The organism is Sphingomonas faeni, assembly GCF_040407565.1.
Taxonomy (GTDB): domain Bacteria; phylum Pseudomonadota; class Alphaproteobacteria; order Sphingomonadales; family Sphingomonadaceae; genus Sphingomonas; species Sphingomonas faeni_F.
Window position 1 is genome coordinate 75,643 of sequence record NZ_JAPZPR010000007.1, and the last position, 12,021, is coordinate 87,663.

Sequence of the window (12,021 nt, forward strand, 5' to 3'; positions counted from 1 at the left end):
CGAAGACCTGAACCAGATGCGCGATCACATGCTGACGGCGATCGCCGCCGCATCCGGGCTCGACGCGCTCGATGCGTGCCGGGTCGAGGCGCTCGGCAAGCAGGGCACGATCACCGCGCTGTTGAAGACGCTCGGCAAGATGACCCCGGACGAGCGCCTCGTGCAGGGCCCGCTGATCCAGGGCCTCCGCGAAGCCGTCGCCAACGGCATCGCCGAGCGCAAGGCCACGCTCGAACGCGCCGCACTCGACGCGCGTCTCGCCAGCGAAACGCTCGACATGACGCTCCCCGCGGACGCGACGCCCTCCGGCACGATCCACCCGGTCAGCCAGGTCATGGACGAACTCGCTGAGATCTTCGCCGACTTGGGCTTCGCGGTCGCGACCGGTCCCGAGATCGAGACCGACTGGCACAATTTCACCGCGCTCAACATCCCCGAGACGCACCCTGCGCGGGCGATGCACGACACTTTCTATCTCCAGCAGGGGATCGACGCGAAGGCCGCCGGCACCGCCGACGAGAAGACGACCTTCTCGCTGCTCCGCACGCATACCTCGCCGGTCCAGATCCGCACGATGTTGAGCCAGAAGCCGCCGATCCGCATCATCGCCCCCGGCCGCACCTACCGCTCGGACTCCGACGCGACGCACACGCCGATGTTCCACCAGGTCGAGGGCCTCGTGATCGACAAGGGCATCACGCTCGGCCACCTGAAGTGGACGCTCGAGACGTTCGTGAAGGCGTTCTTCGAGCGCGACGACATCGTGCTCCGCCTGCGCCCCAGCTACTTCCCCTTCACCGAGCCGTCGGTCGAGATCGACGTCGGCTACACGCTGGTGAAGGGCAAGCGCGTCGTCGGTGGCGCCGAACCCGACGGCTGGCTCGAGATTCTCGGCTCTGGCATGGTCCATCGGAAAGTGATCGAAGCGTGCGGGCTCGACCCCGACGAATGGCAGGGCTTCGCGTTCGGCTGCGGGATCGACCGCCTTGCCATGCTCAAATACGGCATGGACGACCTCCGCCCGTTCTTCGACGGCGATATCCGCTGGCTCAAGCATTACGGTTTTTCGAGCCTCGACGTCCCCACCTTGTCCGGCGGAGTCGGCGCATGAAGTTCACCCTCAGCTGGCTCAAGCAGCACCTCGAAACCACCGCCACGCTCGACCAGATCGTCGAAGCGCTGACCCGCATCGGCCTCGAGGTCGAAGGCGTCGAGAACCCCGGCGAGAAGCTCGCCGCGTTCAAGATCGCAAAGGTCCTCAGCGCCGAACGCCATCCGCAAGCCGACAAGCTCCAGATCCTGTCGGTCGATGCCGGTAACGGTCCGCTCCAGGTCGTCTGCGGCGCCCCCAACGCGCGCGCCGGGCTGGTCGGCGTGTTCGGCGCACCCGGTGCCTACGTCCCCGGCCTCGACGTCACGCTCAAGCTCGCGAGCATTCGCGGAGTCGAATCCAACGGCATGATGTGCTCGACGCGCGAACTGGAACTCGGCGAAGATCACGACGGCATCATCGAACTGCCCGCGGATGCCCCGATCGGCACCGCGTACCCCGACTATGCCGGCCTTACCGACCCGGTCATCGACGTCGCGATCACGCCCAACCGCCAGGACTGCATGGGCGTCCGCGGCATCGCGCGAGACCTCGCCGCCGCCGGCCTCGGCACGCTCACGCCGCTGACCATCCCCACCCCCCCCGTCATCCCGGCGGACGCCGGGACCCAAGGTGCGGCAGGGGCAAACGGCGAACTCGATCCCCGCCGTAGCGACAATGACGGAACAGGGACTGGACACGGACCCGATGTCGCGACGCTAGACCCCGAAGGCTGCCCCGCCTTCTTCGCCCAGACCGTCACCGGTGTGACTAACGGCGACTCCCCCGAGTGGATGCGCCGCAGCCTGCTCGCGATCGGCCAGAAGCCGATCTCCGCGCTCGTCGATATCACCAACTATCTGATGATCGACCTCGGCCGCCCCTTGCACGTCTACGACCGCGCCAAACTCTCCGGCGGCCTCGTCGCGCGGAAGGCCAAGGACGGCGAGCAGGTCGTCGCGCTCAACGGCAAGACCTACACGCTCGACGCGACCATGACCGTCATCGCCGACGACGCGGCCGTGCACGACATCGGCGGCATCATGGGCGGCGAGCATTCGGGCGTCTCGGCGGACACCACCGACGTGCTGGTCGAATGCGCGTATTTCGATCCCGACCACATCGCGCGGACCGGCCAGAAGCTCACGCTCACCTCCGACGCGCGCAGCCGCTTCGAACGCGGCGTCGATCCGGCGTTCCTCGACGACGGCCTCGCGATCGCCACCGCGCTCGTGCTCCACATCTGCGGCGGCACGGCCAGCGACGTCACGCGCTCGGGCGAACCCCCGCTAGACCCCCGCGTGATCCACTACGATCCGCGCTTGAGCGCAGACCTCGGTGGCCTCCACGTCGCCCCCGAACGCCAGGCGCGGACATTGTTGTCGCTCGGCTTCACGATCGGCGCGATCACGTCCGCCGATGCGTTCAGCGATGCGCTGTTCTCGACGATCGAGGGCAAATGGCCGGTCACGGTCCCGACCTGGCGGCGCGACGTCGACGGTCCCGCCGACCTCGTCGAGGAAGTCGTCCGCATCGAGGGCATCGACACTATCCCCTCGACGCCGCTCCCCCGCATGCCCGGCGTCGCCAAGCCGACCGCGACCCCGGAGCAAAAGCTCGAACGCCGCGCGCGCCGCGCCGCCGCTGCCCGAGGGCTCGACGAAGCGGTAACGTGGAGCTTCCTTTCCGACGCTGAAGCCGCGCCTTTCGGTGGCGGCGCGTGGACGCTCGCCAACCCGATCAGCGAAGACCTGAAAGTCATGCGCCCGTCGCTGCTTCCCGGCCTGCTCGCAGCGACCGGCCGCAACCTCAAGCGTGGCCAGCAGAGCGTCCGCCTGTTCGAGATCGGCCGCCGCTATCTGGCGGACGCCGAACGCGCGACACTCGGCGTAGTCCTCGCCGGCGACCGCCGCCCCCGCGGCTGGCGCGATGGGAAAGCGGCGACCTTCGACGCGTATGACGCGAAGGCCGAAGCCTTGGCCCTTCTCGCGGCCTCGGGTGCGCCGGTCGATAATTTGCAGGTGATGGGCGAGGCCGGCGACGCATGGCACCCTGGGCAGTCGGGCATGCTTCGCCTCGGGCCGAAGACGGTGCTGGCGAGCTTCGGCATGCTTCATCCGTCTGTGCTAAAGGCGTTCGATCTCGACGGTGCGGTCGCCGCGGTAGAAGTCTACCTCGACGCGATCCCGCCCAAGCGTGCGTCTGGCTTCGCGCGTCCGGCCTACACGCCGCCGGCGCTGCAAGCCGTCCGCCGCGACTTCGCGTTCCTCGTGCCGGCGGCGCTCGCCACCGACACGCTGGTCCGCGCGGTCAAGGGCGCCGACAAGGTCGCGATCGTCTCGGCCCGCGTATTCGACGTGTTCACCGGGGCAGGGGTCGAGGACGGCCACAAGTCGGTCGCGGTCGAGATCGTCCTGCAACCGACCGCCAAGAGCTTCACCGACGAAGAGATCAAGGCGATCGCCGACAAGGTGGTCGCGGCGGCGGCCAAGCAGGGCGCGAGCCTGCGCGTTTAAACGTACCCTCACCCTTCCCACGGCCAAGCGGCCGCGGGCCCCTTCCCTCTCCCCCGAGGGGAGAGGGAGAGACGCCGAAGGCGGCGAGGGTGAGGGCACGCGCGGGCGGCCTTCTCAAAGAATCACCCTTCTTTCGTCATCCCCGCGGAGGCGGGGATCCAGACGGGCTAACCAAGCGATTCCATCGACAGCGTCGCCACTCTGGATCCCCGCCTCCGCGGGGATGACATGAAGGGCATAGACCGTTCGACCGTCACGGAGACAGAGATGACCGACCTGATCACGATCGCCAACGACCATCTCACCGCGCAGATCAACCCGCACGGTGCCGAGCTCACCCACCTCCACGACGCCGACGGCCGCGAACTGATGACCAACGCCGACCCGGCCTTCTGGACCGGTCACGCCCCGATCCTCTTCCCCGTCGTCGGCGTCGTCAACGAAGGCGTCATCCGCCTCGACGGCCAAGCCTACCCGATGCAGAAGCACGGCTTCGCGCGCCATTCGACGTTCGACGTCGTCGCGCAGTCGGAAAGCTCCGCCACCTTCCGCCTCACCGACAGCGAGGAAACCCGGAAGGCCTACCCGTTCGCGTTCGCGCTCGATATCGTCTTCACGTTAGACGGCGCGACGCTGACGCTCGAGGCGCACATCCACAACCGCACCGACGCCGCGATGCCGGCTAGCTTCGGGTTCCACCCCGCCTTCGCCTGGCCGCTGCCGTACGGCGAGCCCCGCGCGGACCACCGCATCACGTTCGACGCCGACGAGCCCGGCAAGCTCAAGGCAATCAGCGCGGACGGCCAGATCGCGGTCGACGAGCGCCCCTCGCCGGTCGAGGACCGCGTGATCGCCCTGCGCGACGAGCTGTTCGCCAAGGACGCGCTGGTCTGGGACCCGATCCACTCCGACGCCGTCACCTATGGCGCCGAGACCGGCCCGCAGTTGAAGATCGCCTTCCCCGACACGCCGAAGCTCGGCATCTGGACCAAGCCCGGTGCGGCCTATGTCTGCGTCGAACCCTGGCACGGCATCGCCGACCCCGAAGGCTATACCGGCGACTACCGCGACAAACCCGGCGTGTTCGAGATCGCTGCGGGCGGCACGAAGCGCATCGAAATGAGCGTGACGCTGGTGACTACCACCATTTGAACCAAACGCATCGGACCCTCCGCGATCCTCCCCCGCTAGGGGGAGGTGGCTGGCTCTTGCCAGACGGAGGGGGAGGTAAGGAGCAACCTCCGTTCCGTATCCTCCCCCTCCGACGCTTCGCGCCACCTCCCCCTGGCGGGGGAGGATCGAACATCGGTCCCAACCGGAGAGGATGACTAATGTCTCCCCTCTGTCCTCGACGCGCTGCATCTGCCAAGAGCAGCGGCATGACCGCCGGTATTCCGGCTCACCCTATCTACCGAGCCCAGACTCGGCGCACCGGACCTTATCATGACCCAATTCCCCCGCCGCACCTTCGCGATCATCTCGCATCCCGACGCCGGCAAGACCACGCTGACCGAGAAGCTTCTCTATTTCGGCGGCGCAATCCATCTCGCCGGCGAGGTGAAGGCGCGCGGCCAGACCCGCCGCGCCCGCTCCGACTGGATGAAGATCGAGCAGCAGCGCGGCATCTCGGTCACCTCGTCGGTGATGACCTTCGAGCGCCAGGGCATCACCTTCAACCTGCTCGACACGCCGGGCCACGAAGACTTCTCCGAAGACACGTATCGCACGCTGACCGCGGTCGACTCGGCGGTCATGGTGATCGACGCCGCCAAGGGCATCGAGCCGCAGACGCGAAAACTGTTCGAGGTCTGCCGCCTGCGCAACGTGCCGATCATCACCTTCGTCAACAAGGTCGACCGCGAGGGCCGCGATCCGTTCTCGCTGCTCGACGAGGTGGCCGAGATGCTCCAGCTCGACGTGTGTCCGATGAGCTGGCCGGTCGGCATGGGCGGCGAGTTCGAGGGCGTCTACGATCTCTACGCCAACACGCTGAGCCGCCCCGAGGGCGACAGCCGCGAATTCATAGGCAAGGCGATCCCGTTCACCGGCATCGACGATCCCGAACTCGCGAAGATCCTCAGCCCCGAAGCGATGATCCGCCTGAACGACGAAGCCGAACTCGCACAGGGCGGCTATTCGAGCTTCGACCCCGAGGCGTATCGCGCGGGCAATCTGACCCCCGTCTATTTCGGGTCGGCCCTCAAGGACTTTGGCGTCGCCGAACTGATCGCCGCGCTCGCCGATTACGCCCCGCCACCGCGCGCGCAACCGGCCGAGCCCGCGCCTGTGTCCCCGGATGAGCCCGAAGTCACCGGCTTCGTGTTCAAGGTGCAGGCGAACATGGACCCCAACCACCGCGACCGGATCGCGTTCATGCGGCTGTGCTCGGGCGTGTTCAAGCGCGGCATGAAGCTTACGCCCACCGGGCACGGCAAGCCGATCGCCGTCCACTCCCCGATCCTGTTCTTCGCGCAGAACCGCGAGCTAGCGGACGAGGCATTCCCCGGCGACATCATCGGCATCCCCAACCACGGCACGCTCCGGGTCGGCGACACGCTCAGCGAAAAGGCGGCGATCCGCTTCACCGGCCTGCCGAACTTCGCGCCCGAAATCCTGCGCCGCGTCGTGCTGAAGGACTTCACCAAGACCAAGCAGTTGCGCAAAGCCTTGGACGACATGGCCGAGGAGGGGGTCACGCAGGTGTTCTACCCCGACATCGGCTCGAACTGGATCATCGGCGTCGTCGGGCAGCTCCAGCTCGAAGTGCTGCTCTCGCGCCTCGACGCCGAGTACAAGGTCGCGGCGGGGCTCGAGCCTGCCCCCTACGAGACCGCCCGCTGGATCACGGCGGAAGACCCGCTCGAACTGAAGACCTTCGCCGAGATCAATCGCGGCGCGATGGCCAAGGACCGCGACGGCAACCCCGTCTTCCTCGCCAAGAGCGCGTGGGAAGTGAACTACATCGCCGAGCGCTACGCCAAGATCCGCTTCGCCGCGACGCGCGAGCGCTAGGGGCGGGGATCAGTCCGCGGCGAGCGCTTCGGCGAGCATGGCGCGGATCGCGCGCAGGGCGGTCATCGGCGACTCGGCCTGCGCGACGATCTCGGCGGGGCCGGGGATCGCGGGCGCGCCCTTCTCCGCCGCCAGCAGTTGCTGGACGCCGCGGACGGTATAGCCCTCGCGGTTGAGATACTGGTCAATCCGGCGGACCAGCGCGATGTCTTCGGCGCGGTAATAGCGGCGGTTGCCGGCGCGCTGCAGCGGCTTCAGCTGGGGAAAGCGCGTTTCCCAATAGCGCAGGATGTGCTGGGGCAGGCCGGTGTCGCGCGACAGTTCGCCGATCGTCCGAAACGCCGCACTGGCCTTTTGCCCCCCGGCATCCGGCAGTGCGTCGTCGGTATCGGGCATGGCGAGCGTCAGTCCGCCTCGACGATGCGTTCCCGCATCATCTGGCTCGCGCGGAACGTCAGGACGCGGCGCGGTGCGATCGGCACCTCGATGCCGGTCTTGGGGTTGCGGCCGACGCGCTCGCCCTTGTCGCGGAGCACGAACGTACCGAACCCCGAAATCTTCACGTTCTCGCCCTCGGACAGCGCCCCGCACATCTCGGCGAGGATCTGCTCGACGATCTTGGAGGAGTCCGAGCGCGACAGCCCGACCTCCTTGTGGAGCGATTCAGCCAGGTCGGCCCGCGTCAAAGTACCCGTCGTCATGATCTTCAAGCTCCCACACTCGGCGAACTACCTACACAAGCGGACAGGCGACCGGAAGAACTTTTGTTCTGGGCGCCAACCGATCGATTAGGCAGGCTTTAGAAGCGGATAACCGCCGCTCCCCAGGTGAAGCCGCCACCCATCGCCTCGAGCACGACGATCTGACCCTGCTGGATGCGCCCGTCACGCACCGCGACGTCCAGGGCGAGCGGCACCGAGGCGGCCGAGGTGTTGGCATGCTGGTCGACGGTGACGACGACTTTCCCCGGCGCGAGGCCCAGTTTCCGCGCAGTCGCATCGAGAATGCGAGCGTTCGCCTGGTGCGGCACGACCCAGTCGACCTGGTCCGACGACAGCCCGGCCATCGCCAGCGATTCGGTCATCACCGACGCCAGGTTGGTCACCGCATGCCGAAACACCTCGCGGCCCTTCATGCGGAGCTTGCCGACGGTGCCGGTCGTCGAGACGCCGCCATCGACATAGAGAAGTTCGTTGTGGCGGCCATCGGCGTGCAGCTTGGTCGTCAGGATGCCGCGACCGCCTTCGTCCGCGGTGTCCTGTGCCTCCAGCACGATCGCGCCGGCGCCGTCGCCGAACAGCACGCAGGTCGTCCGGTCTTCCCAGTCGAGGATGCGGCTGAACGTCTCCGCGCCGATCACCAGCGCGCGCTTGGCGACGCCGCTGCGGATCATGCTGTCGACCACCTGCACCGCGTACAGGAAGCCCGAGCAGACCGCCGCGACGTCGAACGCGACGCAATCGTTGATGCCAAGCATCGCCTGCACCTTGGTGGCGCTGGCGGGGAAGGTCTGGTCGGGTGTTGCGGTGGCGAGCACGATCAGGTCGATGCTGTCGGCTTCGATCCCAGCCGCGGTCAAAGCCGCGCGGCACGCGTCGGCGGCGAGCGTCGCGGTCGTCTCGCCTTCGCCGGCAATGTGGCGGAAGCGAATGCCGGTGCGTTCGACGATCCACTCGTCGCTGGTGTCGACCTGTTCTGCGAGTTCTGCGTTGGAGACGCGACGCGCAGGCAGGGCGGAGCCGGTGCCGATGACGACCGAACGGATCATGCCGCCTTCTCCACGCTGCCAAGATCATCGGCGATGCGCCGAACCAGGTCGTTGCGGACCATCTTCGCGGCATTGCCGATCGCGGTCGCGACGCCGCGCTCGGTGGCGCCGCCGTGGCTCTTCACCACGATGCCGTTGAGGCCGAGAAACACCGCGCCGTTATGATTGTTCGGATCGAGATGATCGCGCAGCAATTCGGTCGCCGGGCGAGAGATCAGGAAGCCGAGCTTCGACCGCACCGAACTGCGGAACGCGCGCTTGAGCAGGTCGGCGACGAATCGCGCGGTGCCCTCGGCGGTCTTCAGCGCGATGTTGCCGGAGAACCCGTCGCATACGACCACGTCGACCTCGCCGCGCGACAGGCGGTCGCCTTCGATGAAGCCGTTGAACTGCATGTCCACGGCCGGCGTCGCGCGCAGTTGGGCCGCTGCGTCGCGGATCTCGTCCGTGCCCTTCATGTCCTCGCTGCCGATATTCAGCAGCGCGACGCGTGGATGCGGGATGTCGAGCGCGGTGCGTGCATAGGCGGCGCCCATGATCGCGAACTGGACGAGGTTGCGCGCGTCGCACTCGGTGTTCGCGCCGAGGTCGAGCATCACCATGTCGGTATCGCCGAGCGTCGGCAGACGCGCGGCGAGCGCCGGCCGGTCGATCCCGGGCAGCATCCGCAACGACAGCTTCGCCATCGCCATCAGCGCGCCGGTATTGCCCGACGACACCGCGGCGGCGGCGCGACCCTGTTTCACCAGGTCGATCGCGATGCCCATCGAGGTCTTCTTGGCGCGACGAATCGCCTGGGTCGGCTTGTCGCTCGACCCGACGACTTCCGGCGCGTGGACGATCTCCGAATGCTGCGACAGGTTCGGATGAGCCTTCAGCCCCTCGCGAATCGCAGCTTCGTCGCCGACCAGCAGGAAGCGCATGCCCTCGAATTGATGACGCGCGCGGGCGACACCGGCGAGCATCACTGCCAGCCCGTCATCGCCACCCATCGCATCGACCGCGATCCAGCCGCTGTCGGGCATCGCTTATCCTTCGTTCAAGTTAGAGGTTCCGGACGGAAGCCTCAGCCCTCGATCGAGAGGATTTCACGACCGTTATAATGACCGCACGAACCGCACAGGTTGTGCGGACGCTTCAGCTCGCCACAGTTCGGGCATTCCTGGAACGACGCGATCGTGAGCGAGTCGTGACCACGGCGCATGCCGCGCTTGGAGGGCGAGGTTTTTCTTTTGGGGACGGCCATTTCGGCACCTTGTTCAATCTAAAGGTCGGGGCTCCGAGTACGTCCGGACACGGGACACAGGCAACCGACAAGAATGCCGGCCGCCTGAAGCAACCCATGCGGCCTGACGCTCGCGAAGCGTGGCGCTATAGCGAATTCACCCCGCGTTGCAAGCTTCCGCCCGGAGTGGCAGGGCATGCATCGGACAAAAGACCTGATATTCGAGGGGCAACGCCGTGATATTACCCGTAACGCTGACGATCGCCGCGGCTGCCGCCGTCGTCAACCTGTGGCTCGCCTACCGAATCGTGCCGATGCGACTGAAGGAAAGCGTGCTGATCGGCGACGACGGCAACCAGCGCCTGCAGGCGCGGATGCGCGCGCACGCCAACTTCACCGAATACGCGCCGTTCATCCTGATCCTGATGGGACTGATCGAGCTCGCGGGTGGATCGACGCTGTGGCTGTGGATCGCCGGTGCAGTCTTCGTGATCGCGCGAGTCGCGCACGCGTTCGGGATGGACCGGACGACGTCGAGCGCACCGCGGGCGGGGGGTGCACTGGCGACGTGGGCGCTGATGGCGGTGCTGGCCGGGTGGGCGCTGACGATCGCGTATCAGGCGAACGCGGTACCCGCCACCAAGACCTTCCAGGTCGTGCCGTCGGGTGGCCGGGCATGAGCGCGCTTCGTCTATTGGGTGCCGCCACCCTGTTGGCCGCATCGCCCGCCGCCGCGCAGGTCTCGCCCGAGCGACTGTCCGCCGACGTGAAGACGCTCGCCTCCGACTCGTTCGAGGGCCGTTCGCCTGGAACGCCGGGTGAGACCAAGACGATCGCGTGGCTGATCGCGCAGTTCAAGGCGATGAAGGCGCAACCCGGCGGCCCGAACGGCAGCTGGACGCAGCCGGTGCCGCTCGTCCACACCCGGATGGGCTCGGGCACCGTCCGCGCCGGCGATACCGCGCTGGTGCAGGGGCGTGATGTCTATCTGAGCACGGTCCGCGGCGTCGACCGTGTCGCCATCGCCAACGCGCCGATGGTGTTCGTCGGCTACGGCGTGACCGCGCCGGAACGCGGCTGGGATGACTTCAAGGGTCTCGATCTCAAGGGCAAGGTGGCCGTGTTCCTCGTCAACGATCCCGATTTCGAGGCGGCTGCAGGTGACGATGCGAAGGGCAAGTTCGGCGATCGTCGGATGACCTATTACGGCCGCTGGACGTACAAATACGAAGAAGCCGCGCGACGTGGTGCGGTCGGCGCGCTGATCGTCCACGACACGGCGGGCGCCGGGTATGGCTGGAACACCGTCACCGCCCCCGCCGGCGAGAATTACGACATCGTCCGGAAAGATCCGGAATCACGGGTGATGTTGCAAGGCTGGCTGGAAGGCGGCGCGGCGACCCGGTTGTTTGCGGCCTCGGGCCTCGACCTGGCGGCGTTACGGAAAGCGGCGCGGCGGAGCGACTTCCGCCCGGTCGCGCTGAAGCAGGCGTTCACCACCGACCTGCCGGTCAAGCATGACACCGCCGTAAGCCAGAACGTGCTCGCCAAGCTGCCGGGCACGAAGCACGCGGACGAAATCGTGATGTTCGGCGCGCATTGGGACGCCTACGGCATCGGCGCGCCCGATGCGCAGGGGCGCACGATCCGGCCCGGCGCCAACGACGACGGCCTAGGCGTGGCGGGCGTCCTCGAACTCGCGCGCAATTTCGCCAAGGCGCCACGGACCGACCGCAGCCTCGTCTTCGCGCTGTGGAGCGGCGAGGAGCGCGGGTTGCTCGGTTCGGAGACCTATGCGGTGAACCCGGTCTATCCGGCCGCCAAGACGGTTGCCAACCTGACGCTCGACATCCTCCAGACGGCGGGGCCGGCGAAGGACGTCATGCTGGTCGGCGCCGGACAGAACAGCCTCGAGGACATGCTCGGCGATGCCGCCAAGGCGCAAGGCCGCGTCGTGACGCCGGAAGCGCTCCCCGAACGCGGGTTGTTCTACCGCGCCGACCATTTCTCGGTCGCGCGGCGCGGCGTGCCGACGCTGCTGCTGATGGCGATCAGCGGGGCGCCCGACCTGGTCAAAGGTGGCCGGACCGCGGGGCAGGCTTGGCTCGACGGCTATATGAAATGCTATCACCAGACGTGCGATGCGTGGGGGCCGGACTGGGACCTGCGCGGCGCGGCGCAGGACGTGGACCTGTTCAGGACGATCGGCACGACGCTGGCGAACAGTCGCACGTGGCCGGAGTGGCGTGCCGGGTCCGAGTTCAAGTCGGTGAGGGCGGAGACGGCGGGGGAGCGGAACTAGGCCTGTCCGCCGAGCACCACATCGCCTTGCACCATTCCGGTGGAGGCCGGGGCCCAACCGGGGGACGGCGCTGGCTGACGGGGCGTCCCGTTACTGCAGCGTTCCCGA

11 protein-coding genes are annotated in these 12,021 nt (G+C 67.5%); 6 read left to right on the top strand and 5 right to left on the bottom strand.

All coding sequences use genetic code 11. The annotated features are described in order from the left end of the window. Positions 1-16 precede the first annotated feature (16 nt). The 4 genes from pheS (at position 17) to O6Y00_RS15205 (ending at position 6,618) form a co-directional block, all read left to right on the top strand. Positions 17-1,111, top strand: coding sequence for a phenylalanine--tRNA ligase subunit alpha (pheS, locus tag O6Y00_RS15190; RefSeq protein WP_435368643.1), 1,095 nt, complete (start codon positions 17-19; stop codon positions 1,109-1,111). Then, the gene (pheT, locus tag O6Y00_RS15195; RefSeq protein WP_353443427.1) at positions 1,108-3,606 is read left to right on the top strand and encodes a phenylalanine--tRNA ligase subunit beta; all 2,499 of its coding nucleotides are present in this window, start codon (positions 1,108-1,110) and stop codon (positions 3,604-3,606) included. The genes pheS and pheT overlap by 4 nt, the downstream gene beginning before the upstream one ends. 228 nt (positions 3,607-3,834) lie before the next feature. Then, positions 3,835-4,758 (top strand): aldose 1-epimerase family protein, encoded by a 924-nt coding sequence (locus tag O6Y00_RS15200; RefSeq protein ID WP_435368638.1) that lies wholly within the window; start codon positions 3,835-3,837, stop codon positions 4,756-4,758. 291 nt (positions 4,759-5,049) lie between these two features. Then, entirely contained in the window at positions 5,050-6,618 is a 1,569-nt protein-coding gene (locus O6Y00_RS15205) for a peptide chain release factor 3 (RefSeq protein WP_353443429.1), read from the top strand. A 9-nt stretch (positions 6,619-6,627) separates the two neighbouring features. Here O6Y00_RS15205 and O6Y00_RS15210 read toward each other — a convergent pair whose 3' ends face one another. The 5 genes from O6Y00_RS15210 to rpmF all read right to left on the bottom strand — a co-directional run bounded on the left by O6Y00_RS15210 (position 6,628) and on the right by rpmF (position 9,632). After that, complete coding sequence (locus O6Y00_RS15210; RefSeq protein ID WP_353443430.1) at positions 6,628-7,014, bottom strand: MerR family transcriptional regulator; 387 nt, start codon at positions 7,012-7,014, stop codon at positions 6,628-6,630. Between the two features lie 8 nt (positions 7,015-7,022). Beyond that, the gene (locus O6Y00_RS15215; RefSeq protein ID WP_353443431.1) at positions 7,023-7,319 is read right to left on the bottom strand and encodes an integration host factor subunit alpha; all 297 of its coding nucleotides are present in this window, start codon (positions 7,317-7,319) and stop codon (positions 7,023-7,025) included. 98 nt (positions 7,320-7,417) lie between these two features. Next, positions 7,418-8,386 carry a beta-ketoacyl-ACP synthase III gene (locus O6Y00_RS15220; protein WP_353443432.1) on the bottom strand — a complete coding sequence of 323 codons (969 nt, stop codon included), beginning with the start codon at positions 8,384-8,386 and terminating at the stop codon, positions 7,418-7,420. Beyond that, positions 8,383-9,411, bottom strand: coding sequence for a phosphate acyltransferase PlsX (gene plsX, locus O6Y00_RS15225; RefSeq protein WP_056054397.1), 1,029 nt, complete (start codon positions 9,409-9,411; stop codon positions 8,383-8,385). Before plsX ends, O6Y00_RS15220 begins: the two co-directional genes overlap by 4 nt. Before the next feature lie 41 nt (positions 9,412-9,452). Next, on the bottom strand, positions 9,453-9,632 hold the full coding sequence (gene rpmF, locus O6Y00_RS15230; RefSeq protein ID WP_056054400.1) for a 50S ribosomal protein L32: 180 nt from the start codon (positions 9,630-9,632) through the stop codon (positions 9,453-9,455). A gap of 215 nt (positions 9,633-9,847) precedes the next feature. Here rpmF and O6Y00_RS15235 point away from each other — a divergent pair, with 215 nt between their 5' ends. Together O6Y00_RS15235 and O6Y00_RS15240 are read left to right on the top strand one after the other, a co-directional pair. Next, positions 9,848-10,291: an MAPEG family protein gene (locus O6Y00_RS15235; RefSeq protein WP_353443433.1), complete on the top strand. Its 444-nt coding sequence runs from the start codon at positions 9,848-9,850 to the stop codon at positions 10,289-10,291. Then, a complete protein-coding gene (locus tag O6Y00_RS15240; protein ID WP_353443434.1) occupies positions 10,288-11,913 on the top strand; it encodes a M28 family metallopeptidase in 1,626 nt (541 codons plus the stop codon). The genes O6Y00_RS15235 and O6Y00_RS15240 overlap by 4 nt, the downstream gene beginning before the upstream one ends. The last annotated feature ends 108 nt before the right edge of the window (positions 11,914-12,021 follow it).